Source organism: Mitsuaria sp. GD03876, assembly GCF_029840635.1.
GTDB lineage: Bacteria > Pseudomonadota > Gammaproteobacteria > Burkholderiales > Burkholderiaceae_C > Roseateles.
In genome coordinates this window covers 26,203-42,898 of sequence record NZ_JAOCCU010000014.1, presented here as the reverse complement: position 1 = coordinate 42,898, position 16,696 = coordinate 26,203, and the positions used below count along the sequence as shown (strand labels likewise).

At 70.8% G+C, this 16,696-nt stretch carries 17 protein-coding genes and 1 tRNA gene; 10 read left to right on the top strand and 8 right to left on the bottom strand.

All coding sequences use genetic code 11. The annotated features are described in order from the left end of the window. The first annotated feature begins 31 nt into the window (after positions 1-31). On the top strand, positions 32-745 hold the full coding sequence (locus N5D62_RS10940; RefSeq protein WP_279757764.1) for a tetratricopeptide repeat protein: 714 nt from the start codon (positions 32-34) through the stop codon (positions 743-745). Here the strand turns inward: N5D62_RS10940 and N5D62_RS10935 are convergent. Further along, positions 733-2,865 (bottom strand): TonB-dependent siderophore receptor, encoded by a 2,133-nt coding sequence (locus tag N5D62_RS10935; protein ID WP_279757763.1) that lies wholly within the window; start codon positions 2,863-2,865, stop codon positions 733-735. The genes N5D62_RS10940 and N5D62_RS10935 overlap by 13 nt on opposite strands. A 159-nt stretch (positions 2,866-3,024) precedes the next feature. On the opposite strand from N5D62_RS10935, the gene N5D62_RS10930 reads away from it, so the two are divergent. After that, positions 3,025-3,495, top strand: a complete 471-nt coding sequence (locus N5D62_RS10930) for a GNAT family N-acetyltransferase (protein ID WP_279757762.1) — start codon at positions 3,025-3,027, stop codon at positions 3,493-3,495. Positions 3,496-3,525: 30 nt separating this feature from the next. Here N5D62_RS10930 and N5D62_RS10925 read toward each other — a convergent pair whose 3' ends face one another. Then, positions 3,526-4,125: a CHRD domain-containing protein gene (locus N5D62_RS10925; RefSeq protein ID WP_279757761.1), complete on the bottom strand. Its 600-nt coding sequence runs from the start codon at positions 4,123-4,125 to the stop codon at positions 3,526-3,528. Positions 4,126-4,358: 233 nt separating this feature from the next. Between N5D62_RS10925 and N5D62_RS10920 the strand changes: the two genes are divergently transcribed. Then, on the top strand, positions 4,359-5,495 hold the full coding sequence (locus N5D62_RS10920; protein ID WP_279757760.1) for an acyltransferase: 1,137 nt from the start codon (positions 4,359-4,361) through the stop codon (positions 5,493-5,495). Here the strand turns inward: N5D62_RS10920 and N5D62_RS10915 are convergent. After that, positions 5,482-6,588, bottom strand: coding sequence for a Glu/Leu/Phe/Val dehydrogenase dimerization domain-containing protein (locus tag N5D62_RS10915; RefSeq protein WP_279757759.1), 1,107 nt, complete (start codon positions 6,586-6,588; stop codon positions 5,482-5,484). The two genes, N5D62_RS10920 and N5D62_RS10915, sit on opposite strands and share 14 nt — an antisense overlap. Before the next feature lie 230 nt (positions 6,589-6,818). Between N5D62_RS10915 and N5D62_RS10910 the strand changes: the two genes are divergently transcribed. From N5D62_RS10910 to N5D62_RS10900, 3 genes are read left to right on the top strand one after another with little or no spacing between them, the layout of a single operon-like run. Further along, on the top strand, positions 6,819-8,270 hold the full coding sequence (locus tag N5D62_RS10910) for a PAS domain S-box protein (protein ID WP_279757757.1): 1,452 nt from the start codon (positions 6,819-6,821) through the stop codon (positions 8,268-8,270). Continuing rightward, the gene (locus N5D62_RS10905; RefSeq protein ID WP_279757756.1) at positions 8,267-8,692 is read left to right on the top strand and encodes a response regulator; all 426 of its coding nucleotides are present in this window, start codon (positions 8,267-8,269) and stop codon (positions 8,690-8,692) included. Before N5D62_RS10910 ends, N5D62_RS10905 begins: the two co-directional genes overlap by 4 nt. After that, positions 8,689-9,927, top strand: coding sequence for a hybrid sensor histidine kinase/response regulator (locus N5D62_RS10900; RefSeq protein WP_279757755.1), 1,239 nt, complete (start codon positions 8,689-8,691; stop codon positions 9,925-9,927). The genes N5D62_RS10905 and N5D62_RS10900 overlap by 4 nt, the downstream gene beginning before the upstream one ends. On the opposite strand, the gene N5D62_RS10895 is transcribed toward N5D62_RS10900, so the two are convergent. Together N5D62_RS10895 and N5D62_RS10890 are read right to left on the bottom strand one after the other, a co-directional pair. Beyond that, a complete protein-coding gene (locus tag N5D62_RS10895; RefSeq protein ID WP_279757754.1) occupies positions 9,914-10,660 on the bottom strand; it encodes a 2OG-Fe dioxygenase family protein in 747 nt (248 codons plus the stop codon). The genes N5D62_RS10900 and N5D62_RS10895 overlap by 14 nt on opposite strands. A 106-nt stretch (positions 10,661-10,766) precedes the next feature. Further along, positions 10,767-11,804 (bottom strand): CDP-6-deoxy-delta-3,4-glucoseen reductase, encoded by a 1,038-nt coding sequence (locus tag N5D62_RS10890; protein WP_279757753.1) that lies wholly within the window; start codon positions 11,802-11,804, stop codon positions 10,767-10,769. Between the two features lie 124 nt (positions 11,805-11,928). On the opposite strand from N5D62_RS10890, the gene N5D62_RS10885 reads away from it, so the two are divergent. Next, the gene (locus tag N5D62_RS10885) at positions 11,929-12,852 is read left to right on the top strand and encodes an SDR family oxidoreductase (RefSeq protein WP_279757752.1); all 924 of its coding nucleotides are present in this window, start codon (positions 11,929-11,931) and stop codon (positions 12,850-12,852) included. Between the two features lie 19 nt (positions 12,853-12,871). On the opposite strand, the gene N5D62_RS10880 is transcribed toward N5D62_RS10885, so the two are convergent. Together N5D62_RS10880 and N5D62_RS10875 are read right to left on the bottom strand one after the other, a co-directional pair. Further along, a complete protein-coding gene (locus N5D62_RS10880) occupies positions 12,872-13,459 on the bottom strand; it encodes a rhomboid family intramembrane serine protease (RefSeq protein ID WP_279757751.1) in 588 nt (195 codons plus the stop codon). Positions 13,460-13,702: 243 nt separating this feature from the next. After that, positions 13,703-13,787 (bottom strand) — tRNA-Leu (locus N5D62_RS10875). 102 nt (positions 13,788-13,889) lie between these two features. Between N5D62_RS10875 and cysM the strand changes: the two genes are divergently transcribed. From cysM to N5D62_RS10860, 3 genes are read left to right on the top strand one after another with little or no spacing between them, the layout of a single operon-like run. Continuing rightward, on the top strand, positions 13,890-14,819 hold the full coding sequence (gene cysM / locus N5D62_RS10870; RefSeq protein ID WP_279757750.1) for a cysteine synthase CysM: 930 nt from the start codon (positions 13,890-13,892) through the stop codon (positions 14,817-14,819). A 43-nt stretch (positions 14,820-14,862) separates the two neighbouring features. After that, entirely contained in the window at positions 14,863-15,390 is a 528-nt protein-coding gene (locus N5D62_RS10865) for an NUDIX hydrolase (RefSeq protein ID WP_279757749.1), read from the top strand. Positions 15,391-15,448: 58 nt separating this feature from the next. Then, on the top strand, positions 15,449-15,676 hold the full coding sequence (locus N5D62_RS10860) for a sulfurtransferase TusA family protein (protein WP_279757748.1): 228 nt from the start codon (positions 15,449-15,451) through the stop codon (positions 15,674-15,676). A gap of 107 nt (positions 15,677-15,783) precedes the next feature. Here the strand turns inward: N5D62_RS10860 and galU are convergent, their stop codons facing one another. Further along, positions 15,784-16,653 (bottom strand): UTP--glucose-1-phosphate uridylyltransferase GalU, encoded by an 870-nt coding sequence (galU, locus tag N5D62_RS10855; protein ID WP_279757747.1) that lies wholly within the window; start codon positions 16,651-16,653, stop codon positions 15,784-15,786. Between the last annotated feature and the right edge of the window lie 43 nt (positions 16,654-16,696).

The following is a 16,696-nucleotide window of genomic DNA, read 5'->3' as shown; positions in this document are numbered from 1 at the left end:
CCCCTCGCGCCGCCGCTGCTGCCGGCTGGTGGTGGCCGCGATCGTCGCGCAGGTGCTGCCGCTGGCCGGCGCCCGCGGCGCGCAGCCGCCGACGGTCGCCGCGCCGGCCGCGGTCGAGGACCTGTTTCGCGAGGCGCGCACGCTGACGGCGCGGGGCGACCTCGAGGGCGCGGCGCCGTGCTACCGACGCGCGATGGCGCTGCTGGAGGCCGAGTCACCGGACCACCCGGCGCTGGCCGAGCCCTTGAACGAACTCGCGCTCTGGCATGCCGCGCGCGACGAGCGCGCGCAGGCCGACGCGCTGCTGGCGCGCGCGCAGCGCCTGCTGGAAGGCGAGGGCGCCGCGCGGGAGGTGGCACTGGCCAGCGTGCTGGCCACGCGCGGGCGGATGAACGAGGCGCTGGGCCGCGAGGGCGACGCCCGCCGCTTCAACGAGCGCGCGCTCGCGCTCTACCGCGCCCACGCGGACGAGGGCGCGGCGGTGTGGGCGGCGGAATCGGGCGTGCTCAACGCGCTCGCCGGACAGCTGTACCGGCGGCGCCGGCTGCGCGAGGCGGAGGCGCTGTTCCTGCAGGCGCTGGACCGGCTGGAACAGGCCGTGGGCGCGGGCGACCCGCGCCTGCTGCCGCTGCTGGACAACCTGCAGGCGCTGCATCGCAGCCAGGGCCGGACGGAGGCCGCCGCGGCCCTCGCGCGCCGGGCGGCGGCCTTGCGCCGCCGCGGCGCGGACGATCAGAGCCGGTAGTCCAGCGACACGCCGTAGCTGCGCGGCGCGCCGTAGATCGCGCCGTAGGCCAGCCCGCCGACGTACTTCTTGTCGAACAGGTTGTTGACGTTCACGCGCAGCGTCGCGGCCGGCGTGAGCGCGTAGGACGCGAAGGCGTTGGCCACGAGGTACGCGCCCTGGCTGGCCCCGCCGTTCTTGCGCACCGCCGACTGCCAGCGCGCGCCCACGCCCAGGCGCAGCGCGGGCAGCATCGGCAGGCGCGTGTCGACGCGGACCTTCAGCGTGTCGCGGGGCACCCATTCGTAGGTGTCGTTGCCGTCCGGGCCGGTCAGGATCAGGCGGGTGTAGCCCAGCGAGACCTTGGTGTCGCGCGTGACGCGGCCGGTGACCTCGGCTTCCCAGCCCTTGGACTTCACGTCCTGGCCGAAGTACCAGCTCTTGCCGTCCAGCGGGCCGCCCGGGTCGGCGATGACGCCGCCCTCGGTCGCCAGGCCTTCCTGCTTGGAGCTGAACACCGCGACGGTGGTCATCAGCGCCTTGTCCAGCCACTCGGCCTTGACGCCGACCTCGGTGTTCACGCCCTTCATCGGCGCGAGGTACTCGCCCTTGGTGTCGGTCTGGTCCTGGTTCTGGAAGATGTCCGAGTAGGACACGTAGCCCAGCACGTCGGGCGTGAAGTCGTAGGTCAGGCCGAAGTACGGGCTGGTCTTCTTCGTGTCCGGGTAGACGGTGTTGGTGGCGGCGTTGCCGTAGATCGACGCGCCGTCGCGTTCCAGCTTCACCGCGTTGAGGCCGAGCACCGCGTGCAGCGCGTCGGTCACGGACAGCCGCGTGGCGGCGTAGAAGCGGGTCAGCGTCTGCGAGCCGCGGGTGCTGGGCGCGCGCGGGCCCCAGTCCGGCTGCGTGTACACGTCGCCGCCGTAGGGGAAGGCGGGCAGCGGGTCCCCGGCGTGGGTCAGCGCGGCGAAGGTGTCGACCGCGGTCTTCTCGCGCGAGCGGCTCAGGCCGGCCAGCAGCGTGTGCTCGCGGCCGAAGGCGGTGAACTTGCCGTTGACGTTGGCGTCCAGCACGTTGTTGTCGGAGCTGCCCAGGCTGCGGTAGGGCAGGCCGACCAGGCCGGTGTCGTCGGGGTTGAGGGCGCCGGTGAGCGAGTAGGCGTAGAAGATCCGCGTCGCGTCGTTGCCGTGGCGGTAGTTGTAGGTGAGCTTGGCTTCCCAGTCCTTGGACAGGCGGTGGGTGTACTCGGCGAACGCGTTGTAGGAGCGCGTGTTCCAGTAGGTCCAGTCCTGCGAGGTGGACGCGCCGACGGGGAAGTCCGCCTGCGAGCCGTCGGTGCGCTTGAGCGTCAGCGAGCCCCACATCGGCGAGTCCTGCTTCGAGTCCACCGTGGTGATGCCCACGGTCAGCACGCCGTCGGTGCCGATCTGGCCGTCGACGACGCCGTAGATCGAGGTGCGCTGGTCATGCAGCGCGCGCAGGTAGGAATCCTTGTCCTCGTGCGCGACGACGAAGCGGCCGGCCCAGGCGCCGTCCTGGGTCAGGACCTTGTTGTAGTCCAGCCCGACGCGTTTCTGGCCCCAGGAGCCGAAGGTGACGTTCACCTCGCCGCCGTCCTCGTTCTTGGGCCGCTTGCGGATGTAGTTGATCGTGCCGGAGGAGTTGCCGACGCCGGTCAGCAGGCCGTTGGCGCCGCGGATCAGCTCGATGCGCTCGAACAGGAAGGTGTCCTCGCGGCCGACGACGGTGCCCCAGGAGTTGGTCATGCCCAGGCCGTCGACCTGGGTGAGCTGGATCTCGAAGCCGCGGGAGTTGAAGGTGGCGCGGTTGGTCTCGTACTGCTCGACGTTGATGCCGGTGGCCATCGCCAGCGCCTCGTTGCTGCCGGTCAGGCCGAAGTTGGCCATGTCCTCCTGGTCGATCGAGCTGATCGACTGCGGCGTGTCCTTGATGTCCATGGGCAGGCCGGTGGCGCCCTTGGAGACGCGGTTGGCCCGCTTGCCGGTCACGACGATCTTCTCGAGCGTGGCGTCCTTGGCCGGGGACGAGGCGGCGTCGGTGGTGGACTGGGCCAGGGCGTGGCCGCCCATCGCGAGGGAAGCCGCCAGCGCGCCGGCGGTCATCAGGAATTGCTGCTTCATTCGAGTGGGGAGGAGAGTCGGTTCTAAACGCGGGTGCGACTCTATCGCGAATGCGAGCAATTCTCATTAGCGTACAGGATCAGCCGATGGGGCGTGGTAGCGATACCACATGGGCCGCCGGCGATAGAGTCGCGTGCTCCATCGCAGACGAATGCCGCCGTGACGACCCTCTCGAAACTTCCGCTGACCTGGACGGAGCGCCGCGCAAGTCCTTCCGACGCCGAGCAGATCGCCGCCCATGCGTGCTATCGAGAGGAAGACGCGCATCGCCGCGCCGGGTATGCCGAGTGGGTTCGTCCCCGGGTGGGAAGCGGGCGCTACATCGGGCTGCTGGCCGTGCACGAAGGGGCGGTGATCGGCGGCGCGGGCGTCGTGCTGCTGGACTGGGGGCCGACACGCGCCAACCCCGGCGGTGTCATGGGCCGGGTGGCGAACGTCTTCACCGCGGAGGGCTTCCGCGGCCAGGGCATCGCGCGATCGCTGGTCAGCGCGGCGATGACGCACTGCGAGGCGCTCGGCGTGCGCGAGTTCAACCTCGGCGCGACGCCGGAAGGGCGCGCGCTCTATCGGTCGCTGGGGTTCGTGGACTACCCGGCGGAAATGAGACGGAGATCGGTCGCGCCGGACTGACCGCGCCGGGCGAAGGACCTCCGCGCGGCATCAACCCGCTCGCCGCCGCCGGCTCATCACCCCCAACGCCAGCACGCCGCCGATCATCAGCGCGTAGGTCGAGGGCTCGGGCACCGCGCTGGCGACGAGGAAGCCGCGGATCTCGCCGCCCGGCGCGAAGGTCGAGTGCACGTTCAGGTAGGCCTTGCCGCCCGCCAGGCCCGTCGACAGCGCCGCGAACGCGCTCGAGATCGTCCCGCCGTTGGCGTTGATGAACGCGGTGTTCCAGCTGCTCATCTGCGTCATGTCGAAGATCCGGTCGTACGCCCCCGACGTCACGCCGAGCGGGAAGTCCGGGAAGGTCGGCGTCGTCGTCGCGACGCCCGCGTTGCCGGTGGCCGCGTCGGCGGTGCAGCAGTGGATGTGCGACGCGGTCGTCGTGCCGGTCAGCCCGGCGAAGCTCACCTGCACGCGCATCGTGAAGTCGTCGTCGTTGAAGGTCACCGTCGCCAGGCCGGTGCCCGCCGACGCATTGGGCGGGAACTCCGACGCGCCGCTCAACGGCGCGGTGTAGACGATGTCGTGCGCGAGCGCCGGCGCGGCCAGCGCGGCGCCAGCCAGTGCGATCGCCATCAGGGGCATGGACTTCATGGAGGCTCTCCTGGGTGTGGTCCCGCAGGGGCTGCGGAACTCAGGCGGCGTTCTACGCCGATGGCCAGGGGCTTCGCGCCGATCCGCGCCGTCGGGCAAGGGCTTGAACTCGCTTGCGGGGACGCGTCGCAACCGCGCTGGAATATTCCGGCACCACAGCGATGTAACGAGCTGTTGAGCCGGGCGAGTCGATTGCCTTGCGCCGGGGTTTTGCCCGCCACGCGAGGAGCCCCATGGAGCCATCGACCTTCCGCCTCGGACATCGTCCGGCCCTCGACGGACTGCGCGGCTTCGCCGTGCTGTGCGTGATGATCTTCCACGCGCACACCGGATTCCTCGAAGGCGGCGGCCTCGGCGTGGAGATCTTCTTCGTGCTCAGCGGCTTCCTCATCACGACGCTGCTGTGCGAGGAACTCGATCGTTACGGCAATGTCGACCTGAAGAATTTCTATGCGCGCCGCGCGTTGCGGCTCGCGCCGGCGCTGCTGCTGCTGGTCTTCGTCTACGCGGTGTGGAGCTGCCTGGCGCTGGACGGCGGCAAGGCCCGTCAGAACCTCTTCGAGGCCGGCATCGCGCTGACCTACACCTCGAACTGGGCGCGCGCCTTCTGGTGGAATCCGCCCGACCTGCTGGGCCACACCTGGTCGCTGTCGATCGAGGAGCAGTTCTACCTGCTGTGGCCGGTGATCCTGCTGGTCGCGAGCCGCTTCACCAGCGACCGGCGCAAGCTGGCGCTGCTCGCGCTGGGGCTGGCGGCGCTGTCGCTGGTCTGGCGCAACGTGCTGCTCGCGCATCACCGCGACGCCGAGCGGCTCTTCAACGGCCTGGACACCCGCGCCGACGCGCTGATGATCGGCTGCGCGCTCGCACTGGCCTTCAGCCGGCAATCCGTCGAGGTCCTGCGGCGCCGATGGGCGAGGGTGCTGGAGGTCGCGGGACCGCTGGCGCTGGTCTTCATCGCCGGCGTGATGCTGGTCAGCGCCAAGGAGGAATGGCGCGAGCCCTACATGTACCGCTGGGGCTTCGCCGCGGTGGAGCTCGCCGCCGCGGTGCTGATGGCGCATCTGCTGGTCAACGGGCAGGGCCTGCTCGCGCGCGGCTTCGGCGTCGCGGCGCTGCGCTGGTTCGGCGGCCTGTCCTATGGGCTGTACCTGTGGCACTACCCGGTCTACCGGATGCTGCGCGCCAACGGGGCCTCGCCGATGGAGATCCTCGTCGGCGGCTCGGTGATCACGATCCTCGTCGCGCTGGTGTCGTACCACGCGCTCGAGCAACCGGTGCTCACGCTCAAGAAGCATTTCGACCGACGCAAAAACGGCGCCCTGGAGGCGCCGTCGTCACGGGAAGCGGGGTCGGTCAGGCCGGCTTGACCAGCAGCGAGCGGGCCCAGGCGTCCGCCTCGCGGGCCGGGGTCTGGCCGCTGGCCTTGACGCGGTCCAGCAGCTCGGCGACGCGGCCGCGGATCTGGCCGACCTCGGCCATCACCGCGCCTTCCTCGCCTTCGTTGCGGTACTCGCGCGCCACGCTGATGATGCCGCCGGCGTTGACCAGGTAGTCCGGCAGGTAGGTGATGCCGCGGGCCTGCAGCGCGTCGCCGTCGGCGGCGGTCGCGAGCTGGTTGTTGGCGGCGCCGGCGATCAGCGCGGCCTTCAGCGCCGGGATCGACTGCGCGTTCAGCGTCGCGCCCAGCGCGCACGGCGCCACCACGTCGACATCGGCCGCCAGGATCTCGTTCACGCCGACCGCCTTGGCGCCCAGCTCGGTCTGCGCGCGCGCGACCTTCTCGGCGTTGACGTCGGCCACGACCAGCTTCGCGCCGGCCTGGTGCAGGAACTCGGCCAGGTGCCAGCCCACCGCGCCCAGCCCTTGCAGCGCCACGCGCACGCCCTCGAGCGAGTCGCGGCCCAGCACGCGCTTGACGCCTTCATCGATCGAGACGAACACGCCGTAGGCGGTCTTGGGGCTCGGGTCGCCGCCGAAGGCGCCGTCGCGCGGGATGCCCGACACGTAGGAGGTGTGGGCCATCATGCCCTTCATGTCGGCCGTGGTCGTGCCGACGTCCTCGGCGGTGATGTAGGCGCCTTGCAGCGACTGCACCGCGCGGCCGAAGGCCGCGAACAGCGCGGCGCGGTCGAACTCGCCCTGCGGCTTCAGGATCACCGCCTTGCCGCCGCCGAAGGGCAGGTTGGCCAGCGCGTTCTTCAGGCTCATGCCCTGGGACAGGCGCAGCGCGTCGTTCAGCGCGGCCAGCTCGTTGTCGTAGCTCCAGAAGCGGCAGCCGCCGAAGGCCGGGCCGCGCGCGGTGCTGTGCACCGCCAGGATCGCCTTCAGGCCGGTCACCGGATCGGCGGCCAGCAGCACGCGTTCGTGCGGGGCCTGGTCGGGCAGGCCGAAGAGCGAGGAGGGGAGGGAATCGGACGAGCCGGCGGCCAGCGCGCGGGCGATGTCGGTCAGGGCGTTCATGTGGGAGCCTGCACTTGTGATGCTTGATGAGAACCGGCCCCTTGCGGGCCGGCGGGGGTCCGCCACGCTTGTGGCGCGGCGGTGCGAGAGTGTAGTTCCGTCGGCTCCCCCCGCGCCCCCGGCCGTCCCTTGCCCGCGTGACCGGTGCTTGGCGCCGCCGGGCCGGCGTGCTACACCGGAGGCTTCGGAGAAGTACACGAGGCGAACTCAGATCGCCAGGGAGGCTCCGCATGTCCGCAGATCCCAGCGACGACCGGTTCCGGTCGATCGTGGAGGCGATCCCGAGCGCCATCGTCCTGGTGGGGCGGGATCGCCGCATCCGCCTGGTCAACCGCAAGGCCGAGGCCCTGTTCGGCTATGCCCGCGACGAACTCCTGGACGCGCCTGTCGAGCTGCTCATCCCGGAGCGCTTCCGCGCGGGCCACGCCACGCAGGTCGCCAGCTTCTTCGCCGCGCCGGAGACCCGCGCGATGGGCGCGGGGCGCGACCTCTTCGGGCGGCGCAAGAGCGGCGAGGAGGTTCCCATCGAGATCGGCCTGAGCCCCATCGACACCGCCGAGGGGCTGTGCACGCTGGCCTCCATCATCGACATCACCGAGCGCAGGCGCGCGCAGGAGCGCTTCGAGCTGGTGGTGGAGGCCTCGCCCAGCGCGATGATCATGATCGACGCCTCGCGCCGGATCCGGCTGGCCAACCGCCGCGCCGAGGAACTGTTCGGCTACGCCCGCGAGGAGTTCCTCGGCCAGCCGATCGAGATGCTGGTCCCCGAGCGCTACCGCCCCGGCCATCCGGCGCACGTGGCGCAGTTCTCGTCGCGGCCCGAGGCGCGGCCGATGGGCGCGGGCCGCGACCTCTTCGGGCTGCGCAAGGACGGCACCGAGGTGCCGGTGGAGATCGGGCTGACGCCGATCGACGCGCCGGACGGCCACTTCGTCGTCGCCAGCATCATCGACATCACGGAGCGCCGCCGCAGCGAGGACGAGCTGCGGCGCAGCAATGCCGAGCTTGAGCAGTTCGCCTACGTCGCCTCGCACGACCTGCAGGAGCCCTTGCGCATGGTGGCCAACTACACCGAGCTGCTGGCGCAGCGGTACGGCGGGCAGCTCGACGAGCGCGCCGACAAGTACATCCGCTATGCCTCCGACGGCGCCCGGCGCATGCAGCGCCTGGTGGCCGACCTGCTGGCGTACTCGCGGGTCGGCTCGCAGGGCAAGGCGCTGGCGCCGGTGGCCGCCGGCGAGGTGATGGCCGCGGTCACCCATGGCCTGCAGCGGCTGCTGCGGGAGGCCGGCGGCGCGGTGGAGACCGGCCCGCTGCCGCGCGTGATGGCCGACGAGGGGCAACTGCACCAGCTGCTGCAGAACCTCGTCAGCAACGCCATCAAGTTCCGCGCCGAGGCGCCGCCGCGGGTGCGCGTCGAGGCGCGGCCGGACGGCCTGCGCTGGATCTTCAGCGTGAGCGACAACGGCATCGGCATCGACATGCAGTACGCGCAACGGATCTTCCAGATGTTCCAGCGCCTGCACGAGCAGGGCCGCTACGAAGGCAGCGGCATCGGCCTGGCCATCGCCAAGCGCATCGTCGAGCGCCACGGCGGCACGATCTGGATCGACTCGGCGCCCGGGCGGGGCAGCACCGTGTCCTTCTCCCTGCCTGCCGCCCGCACGGAGGGCTCCGCATGACACAGCCCCTGAACGTCCTGCTGGTCGAGGACAACCCCGGCGACGCCGACCTGGTGGCGGAAACGCTGGAGACAGGCAAGCTGCGGCTGGACCTGAGCGTGGCCGTCGACGGCGCGCAGGCGCTGGCCCGGCTGCTGCGCCAGCCGCCCCACGAGCACGCCGCCACGCCCGACCTGATCCTGCTGGACCTCAACCTGCCCAAGGTCAGCGGGCGCGAGGTGCTCGCGCGCATCAAGCGCGAGCCGGCGCTCAAGGAGATCCCGGTGGTGGTGCTGACCTCGTCGGACGCCGAGCGCGACATCGTCCAGAGCTACCAGCTGGGCGCCAACTGCTACGTCACCAAGCCGGTCGGACTGGTCGCGTTCCAGTCGATCGTCCAGGCGATCGAGGGCTTCTGGTTCACCGTGGTGAAGCTCCCATGACGGCCCGGCTCGACGATGCAGGCCTCGAGGCCCGGCGCGCGCGCTGGCCGATCCTGTTGGTCGAGGACAACGACGGCGACGCGGACCTGATCGCCGACCTGATCGCCGAGGGCGGCAGCTCGCCGACGCGCGCGGTGCTGCGCGCGAGCCGGCTTGCCGAGGCCGTCGACACGCTGCGCCGCCAGCGCGTGGCCGCCGTGCTGCTGGACCTGCGGCTGCCCGACGCCGAGGGCCTCGAGTGCGTCAGCGCGGTGCGCTCGCAGGCGGGCGACGCGCCGATCGTGGTGCTGACCGGGATGGAGGACGACCAGTTGGCGCTGTCGTGCATGACCGCCGGCGCCCAGGACTACCTGTCCAAGCAGGACATCCGGCCGCGCGTGCTGGCGCGCGCCATCGACTACGCCATCGTCCGCGCCGGCGAAGCCCGGGAACGGCTGCGCGCGCAGGCACTGCGGCTGCGCAGCGCCGAGCTCGAGCTGGAGAACAAGCGCATCCTGGAGGACAGCCGGCGCAAGGGCCTGAACCTGGCCAACATGTCGCATGAGCTGCGCACGCCGCTGAACGCGATCATCGGGTTCTCGCAGCTGATGGTGGATGGCGCGCCCTCGCTGGAGGGCGCGGTCGTGCAGCGCTACGCCGGCCACATCCTGACCAGCGGCCGCCACCTGCTGGCGCTGATCAACGACGTGCTGGATCTCGCGCGGATCGAGGCCGCCGGGCTGGAACTGCATCCCTGCGCGACCGCCGTCGCGGAGGTGGCGCGCGAGGTGATCGACGTCGTGACCGGCAGCTTCACCGACAAGCCGATGCAGGTCGAGCTGGCGGTCGATCCGGCGCTCGGGCCGGTCTGGACCGATCCGCTGCGGCTGCGGCAGGTGCTCTACAACTACCTGTCCAACGCCTGGAAATTCACCCCGGCCAACGGCCGGCTGGTGGTGCGCGTCGGATCGGCCGGCGCGGGCCGCTTCCGCATCGAGGTCCAGGACACCGGGCCCGGCATCGGGCCCGCCGACCTGCGGCGGCTGTTCACCGAGTTCACGCAGCTGCCCTGCGAGGAACGCAGCCGCTATCGCGGCACGGGGCTCGGCCTGGCGTTGACCAAGCGCATCGTCGAGGCGCAGGGCGGCCACGTGGGCGCGCACAGCGTGCCGGGGCAAGGCGCCACCTTCTTCGCGGAACTGCCGGATCCGCCGCCGCCCGTCGAGGCGGCGGCCGCGCCGATCACTTGCCCATGAAGGCGTCCGCCCGCAGCGTCACCACCAGCGTGTCGCGGTGGCCGGCGTGGGCGGGCTCGATCGGCTGGATCGGCGTGGTCTCGTGGATGACGCGTTCGTCGTCGAGCAGCAGCAGCGTCCAGGGCTCCATCATCGTGAAGCGCTGGCCGCGCGGGCCGTCGGCCTCGAAGACGCGGGACTCGCCGCCCTTGATGCCGTGGCGCGCCAGCATGAACACCGCCACCAGGTCCACGCCGTCGCGATGCGCGCCCTCGGGCGTCGGGCGGCCGATGCCGCCGGCGGTGTCGATGCGGAACTGGTGGGCCTCGACGAACCAGGGCCGCGCGCCCTTGAGCCGGTCGGCCACGCCGGCCAGGCCCAGCAGCAGCCGCGGCCAGATCGGCAGGTCGGTCGCGGCGGGGTCCATCGGCTCGAACCAGCGCTCGAGCCCGCCGTGCAGCGCGTTGTAGTCGACCGGCTGCCAGTGCGCGCGATGCGGCGCCAGGCGCACCGAAGGATCGGCCTGCGAGTCGACGACGAAGCTCGCGTGGCGGCGGAAGCGGTAGCGGCCGCCGTCGCGCAGGTAGGCGTCGGGCGGCAGGTCGTTCCAGAACGCCTGCAGCCCGCGCAGGTCACCGGCCTGGCAGTGCAGCCAATGCGTCAGGCTCTCCGGCGCGATGACGGTGTGACCGAGATCCTGCAGTTGCTGCTCGAACTGCGCGGCGCTGGAGTAGGGCGGCGGGAAGTGCTTCATGCCCGCCAGTATGAGACGACACGCGCCCGATGGCGCATGTCACGCCCCGGAGCGAGGAAATCGCGGTGCGCTGGACGGAGGTACGACGACCGCCCGGGGCGCCGGCTCAGCCGCCGTGCTTGTCCGCTTCGGAGGTGAACGCGTCGGCGTAGAACTCCTCCGCCGGCAGGCCACATCGCGTGACGAAATCGCGCTGCGCCGACTCCACCATCACCGGCGCGCCGCAGGCGTAGACCTGGTGGCTCGACAGGTCCGGCAGGTCGGCCATCACGACCTGGTGGACGAAGCCGGTGCGGCCGGTCCAGCCGTCCTCCGGCTTGGGCTCGGACAGCACCGGCACGTAGGTCAGGCCCGGCATCGCCGCGGCGGCGGCCTCGGCCCAGTCGTGCAGGTACAGGTCGGCCTTGGAGCGGCAGCCCCAGTACAGCGTGACCGGCCGGGCGAGGCCCTGGTCCTGGATGCGTTCCAGGATCGCCTTGATCGGCGCGAAACCGGTGCCCGAGGCCAGCAGCACGATCGGCTTGTCGCTGTCCTCGCGCAGGAAGAAGGAGCCGAACGGCCCTTCCATGCGCAGGATGTCCTTTTCCTTCAGCGCGCCGAAGACGTGGTCGGTGAACTTGCCGCCGGGCATGTGGCGGATGTGCAGCTCGATGGCCGGCGGCGTGCCCAGGCGGCTGGGCGCGTTGGCCATCGAGTAGCTGCGGCGCGCGCCGTCGCGCAGGATGAATTCGACGTACTGGCCGGCGCGGTATTGCAGGTTCTGATTGGCCGGCAGCTGCAGCTTGACGACGGCGACATCGCCCGCGGGCTTCTCGACGGTGATGACGCGGCTGGGCAGCTTCAGCACCGGGAACTCGCCGGCGCCGGGCACGGTGCGGGCCTCGACCACGCAGTCTGTCTGCGGCCGGGCGCAGCAGGTCAGGATCATGCCGGCCGCCTCGTCCGCGGGCGGCAGCGCCTTGGACTGGTGTTCGCCATGCACGACCTGGCCCTCGACCAGCTTGCTCTTGCAGGAGCCGCAGGCCCCGTCCTTGCAGCCGTAGGGCAGGCCGATGCCCTGGCGGATGGCCGCGGCCAGCAGGGTTTCGTCGTCGTCGACGGTGAAGTTGCGGCCGGCGGGCAGGACGGTGACCTGGAAGCTCATGGTGCGAAGGCGAGGGAAAGGATCGGGGCGGAAGCGACACGGCCCGCGCGGTCCTGGGACCGGGCGCGAGCCGTACGAGCCGTAAACTGGCCCGCCATTTTGCCCCAGCCCGTCCCGCGTCCTCATGTCCGGCTCCAATCCCGCTTCGCCCGCCCGTCCTCGCCGCGCCCGCCGCGGCCGCCTGCTGATCGTCGGATGCGGGGACGTCGGCATGAGGGTGCTGCGCCAATTGGCCGGACGCTGGACGGTCTTCGCGCTGACCAGCAGCGCCGCGCGCGTGGACACGCTGCGGGCCGCCGGGGCGATTCCGCTGATCGGCAACCTCGACGACGCCGGCACGCTCGGCCGGCTGGCCGGGCTGGCGGACCGGGTGCTGCACCTGGCCCCGCCGGCGGCGCAGGGGCGTACCGACGAGCGCACCCGGCTGCTGCTGCAGGCGCTGTCGCGGTCGGCGTCGCCGCGTCACCTGGTCTACGCGAGCACCAGCGGCGTCTATGGCGACTGCGGCGGCGCGCGCATCGACGAGACGCGCCGCCCGGCGCCGTCCAACGACCGCGCCTGGCGCCGGGTCGACGCGGAGGGACAACTGCGCCAGTGGGGCCGCGCGACCGGCTGCCCGGTCACGATCCTGCGCGTGCCCGGCATCTACGCCTACGACCGCGAGGGCGGGCATCCGCGCGAGCGGCTCGGCAAGGGCCTGCCGGTGCTGGCGCGCGAGGACGACGTCTACACCAACCACATCCAGGCCGACGACCTGGCCCGGGCCTGCCTGCTGGCGCTGATGCGAGGGCCGTCGCAGCGGGTGATCCACGCCAGCGACGACAGCGAGCTGCTGATGGGCGACTACTTCGAGCTGGCCGCGGCGATGTGCGGCCTGCCGGCGCCGCGACGGATCGCGCGCGCGGAGGCCGCCGGCGTGTTCTCGCCGATGCAGATGAGCTTCATGAACGAATCGCGCCGCATGGCCAACGAACGCCTCAAGCGCGAACTGCGCCAGCGGCTGCGTTATCCGACACCGAAGGACGGCCTGCTGGCCGTCGAGGACTGAGCGCGGCGAGCGGCGGCGCTCAGCGTCTGGGGCCGCTGCGCCAGTGGTTGATCATCAGCCAGGCGCCGAGCATGCCGCCCAGGTGCGCGAAGTGCGCGATGCCGCCGCTGCCGGTGAAGCCCAGCACCAGTTCGATCGCGCCGAAGATGGCGACGAAGAACTTGGCCTTCATCGGGATCGGCGGGAACAGCGGCATGATGATCCGGTCCGGGAAGCGCAGCCCGTAGGCGAGCAGCAGCCCGAACAGCGCGCCCGAGGCGCCCACCGTCGGCGCGAAGGACCCGGTGATCAGCGTGAACACCAGCTGCGCCGCCGCGCCGGTCAGCGTGCTGGCCAGCAGCAGCAGCAGGTAGCGGTTGCGGCCGTAGATCACTTCCAGCTCGGAGCCGAACATCCACAGCCCCAGCATGTTGAAGAACAGGTGCAGCGCGTCGCCATGCAGGAAGGTGTAGGTGACGGGCTGCCACAGCTCGAAGTACCCCGAGTTCAGCGGCCACAGGGCCAGCAGCGTGATCACGGCCTGGCCGCCCGGGATCAAGGACAACAAACAGAACAGGCCCACGCAGAACAGCATGAGGGCCTTGGTGACCGGCGGGATGGTGGGCATGGATCGGCGTCTTCAGAAGGCGCCGCCGGGCGGCGCGGGGGAAGGCGCAATGGACATGTCTGCCCATGCGTGCGGGCGAGTGTACCGGCGCGTCGGGCTCGTCCGGCCCGGGAAACTGAGGACGGCCTGAGGCGCGGCCTCCGGCGATGTGCGCATGCCGCCGGAAGGCGCGCGAGCGAGGCAAGGCCTGACCCGCCGCGGCGATCGCGGAACGAAGGAAGAGGGGGAGAAGTGCGCTGAGAGTGGTGCCCGGAGCCGGACTCGAACCGGCACACCTTGCGGCGGGGGATTTTGAGTCCCCTGCGTCTACCGATTTCGCCATCCGGGCTCATCAGCGAAGCGGCCCTTCGTCTGCAGGAGAGGCGAGGGGCCGCGAAAGAAAAGCATTATGCCACGCACTGCCTTGTCGCCGCTGAGAGAATCCCGTCCCATGAGTGAATCCAGCGCCTTCGACCCCAAGAGCTATCCGACCCTGGAGGACGTGATCGGCAACACGCCGCTGGTGCGGCTGCAACGCGTGCTCGGGCCCGAGCTGGCGGCGCGCGGCAACGTGCTGCTGGCCAAGCTCGAGGGGAACAACCCGGCCGGCTCGGTCAAGGACCGCCCGGCGATCAGCATGATCCGGCGCGCCGAGGAGCGCGGCGAGATCAAGCCCGGCGACACCCTGATCGAGGCCACCTCCGGCAACACCGGCATCGCGCTGGCGATGGCAGCGGCGATCCGGGGCTACCGCATGGTGCTGATCATGCCGGAGGACCTGTCGGTCGAGCGCGCGCAGACGATGAAGGCCTTCGGCGCCGAACTGATCCTGACGCCGCGCTCCGGCGGCATGGAATACGCCCGCGACCTCGCCGAACAGATGCAGCGCGACGGCAAGGGCCGCGTGCTCGACCAGTTCGCCAACAGCGACAACCCGCGCATCCATTACGAGACCACCGGTCCCGAGATCTGGCGCGACACCGGCGGCCGCATCACCCACTTCGTCAGCGCGATGGGCACGACCGGCACCATCACCGGCGTCTCGCGCTTCCTGAAGGAAAAGAACCCCGAGGTGCGCATCGTCGGCGCGCAGCCGGCCGAAGGCTCGCGCATCCCCGGCATCCGCAAGTGGCCCACGGCCTACCTGCCCAAGATCTACCGGCCCGAGACCGTCGACGAGCTGGTGCTGGTCGGCCAGTCCGACGCCGAGGACATGGCCCGGCGCCTGGCGCGCGAGGAAGGGCTGTTCGGTGGCATCTCGGCCGCAGGCGCCTGCTGGGTGGCGATGCAGATCGCGCGCCAGGTCTCGAACGCCACCATCGTGTTCGTCGTCTGCGACCGCGGCGACCGCTACCTGTCGACCGGCGTCTTTCCCGCCTGATCGGGCGGCCCGACATCCGAACCCGGCCCCACGGAGACCGCGCATGACCTTCCGCTTCTGCCCGCAATGCGCCTCGGAACTCGCCTGGATCGAGCTGCCCGAGGACGGCGGTCCCAAGACCCGTTTGCGTTGCCCGAACTGCGACTTCACGCACTGGAACAACCCGACGCCGGTGCTGGCCGCCGTCGTCGAGTGCGTCGACCGCGAGGGCCAGGTCTTGCTTGCCCGCAACGCGGCGTGGCCGGGACCGTTCTTCGGCCTGATCACCGGCTTCATGGAGGCCGGCGAGTCGCCCGAGGAGGGCATCCGGCGCGAGGTGCTGGAGGAGACGTCGCTGGAGGCGCTCGGCGCGACGCTGATCGGCGTCTACGACTTCCAGAAGAAGAACCAGGTCATCATCGCCTACCACGTGCCCGCGCGCGGCGAGGTCGTGCTGTCGCCGGAGCTGGCCGAGTACTCGCTGACGCCGCCCGAGCAGCTCGAATGCTGGCCCGCCGGCACCGGCCAGGCGCTGGCCGACTGGCTGCGCGGGCGCGGCATCGCGCCGAAGTGGATGCCGCCGCGCGGCTGAAGCGGCTGACTAGAATTCCGCCTCATCGCCCCCGGTCATCGGCGGCAAGGACGCTCACATGGACATTCACAAGGAACTCGACACCCGCGGCCTGAACTGCCCGCTGCCCATCCTCAAGGCCAAGAAGGCGCTGGCGGAGATGGAAAGCGGCCAGTTGCTGAAGGTGGTCGCGACGGACCCGGGCTCGACGCGCGACTTCCAGGCCTTCGCCCGCCAGACCGGCAACGAGCTGGTCGAGCAGAGCGCCAGCGGCGACGAGTTCATCCACGTGCTGCGACGCCGCTGATCCGCAGCGGCGTTCCACAAGGACAAAGGCCACGCAGTGCGTGGCCTTTGTCCTTCATGACGGGACGGTGAAGGGAAGTCCTGCCGTCAGAACTTCCGCGCGTGTCGTCAGATCTCCAGTCCCTTGAGGTACTCGCGGAAGCTGGCGCCGAGTTGCGGGTGGTCCAGCGCGAGCTCGACGTTGGCCTGCAGGAACCCTTCCTTGCTGCCGCAGTCGTAGCGCTTGCCTTCGTAGCGGAAGGCGAAGACCTTCTCGCGGCGCATCAGCGCGGCGATGCCGTCGGTCAGCTGGATCTCGCCGCCGACGCCGCGCGGCTGGGTGGCGATCTCGCGGAACACGCCCGGCGTCAGGATGTAGCGGCCGGCCACGCCCAGGCGCGACGGGGCGTCCTCGGGATTGGGCTTCTCCACCATGTGGGTCAGGTCCATCAGCCGGTCGCTGATGGCCGCGCCGGCGACGATGCCGTAGCGCTTGGTGTGCTCGGCCGGCACTTCCTGGACAGCCAGGATGGAGGCCTGCCATTCGGAGAACTGGTCCACCATCTGCTTGAGCACCGGCGGCTTGCCGACCATCAGGTCGTCGGCCAGCAGCACGGCGAAGGGCTCGTTCACCACCACGCACTGCGCGCACAGCACCGCGTGGCCCAGGCCCAGGGCCTTGGGCTGGCGGATGTAGATGCACTCCATGTCGTCGGGCTTGATGGAATGCACCAGCGCGAGCAGTTCCTTCTTGCCGGCGGCTTCGAGTTCGGTCTCGAGCTCGAAGGCGGTGTCGAAGTGATCGGGGATGGCGCGCTTGTTACGGCCGTTCACGAAAATCATCTGGCGGATGCCCGCCGCGTAGGCTTCCTCCACCGCGTACTGGATCAGCGGCTTGTCGACCACCGGGAGCATCTCCTTGGGCTGCGCCTTGGTGGCCGGCAGGAAGCGCGTGCCGAGTCCAGCAACCGGGAAGATTGCCTTGTTGATGAGGGCCATTTACGTACACTCCAACGGTAATTGCGCCGGCATTCTTGCATGG

Bases quoted from the DNA above. Each gene is read 5' to 3' on its own strand.
- N5D62_RS10935 (WP_279757763.1), bottom strand. From the start codon at position 2,865: ATGAAGCAGCAATTCCTGATGACCGCCGGCGCGCTGGCGGCTTCCCTC.
- N5D62_RS10925 (WP_279757761.1), bottom strand. From the start codon at position 4,125: ATGAAGTCCATGCCCCTGATGGCGATCGCACTGGCTGGCGCCGCGCTG.
- N5D62_RS10920 (WP_279757760.1), top strand. From the start codon at position 4,359: ATGGAGCCATCGACCTTCCGCCTCGGACATCGTCCGGCCCTCGACGGA.
- N5D62_RS10915 (WP_279757759.1), bottom strand. From the start codon at position 6,588: ATGAACGCCCTGACCGACATCGCCCGCGCGCTGGCCGCCGGCTCGTCC.
- N5D62_RS10910 (WP_279757757.1), top strand. From the start codon at position 6,819: ATGTCCGCAGATCCCAGCGACGACCGGTTCCGGTCGATCGTGGAGGCG.
- N5D62_RS10905 (WP_279757756.1), top strand. From the start codon at position 8,267: ATGACACAGCCCCTGAACGTCCTGCTGGTCGAGGACAACCCCGGCGAC.
- N5D62_RS10900 (WP_279757755.1), top strand. From the start codon at position 8,689: ATGACGGCCCGGCTCGACGATGCAGGCCTCGAGGCCCGGCGCGCGCGC.
- N5D62_RS10895 (WP_279757754.1), bottom strand. From the start codon at position 10,660: ATGAAGCACTTCCCGCCGCCCTACTCCAGCGCCGCGCAGTTCGAGCAG.
- N5D62_RS10890 (WP_279757753.1), bottom strand. From the start codon at position 11,804: ATGAGCTTCCAGGTCACCGTCCTGCCCGCCGGCCGCAACTTCACCGTC.
- N5D62_RS10885 (WP_279757752.1), top strand. From the start codon at position 11,929: ATGTCCGGCTCCAATCCCGCTTCGCCCGCCCGTCCTCGCCGCGCCCGC.
- N5D62_RS10880 (WP_279757751.1), bottom strand. From the start codon at position 13,459: ATGCCCACCATCCCGCCGGTCACCAAGGCCCTCATGCTGTTCTGCGTG.
- cysM (WP_279757750.1), top strand. From the start codon at position 13,890: ATGAGTGAATCCAGCGCCTTCGACCCCAAGAGCTATCCGACCCTGGAG.
- N5D62_RS10865 (WP_279757749.1), top strand. From the start codon at position 14,863: ATGACCTTCCGCTTCTGCCCGCAATGCGCCTCGGAACTCGCCTGGATC.
- N5D62_RS10860 (WP_279757748.1), top strand. From the start codon at position 15,449: ATGGACATTCACAAGGAACTCGACACCCGCGGCCTGAACTGCCCGCTG.
- galU (WP_279757747.1), bottom strand. From the start codon at position 16,653: ATGGCCCTCATCAACAAGGCAATCTTCCCGGTTGCTGGACTCGGCACG.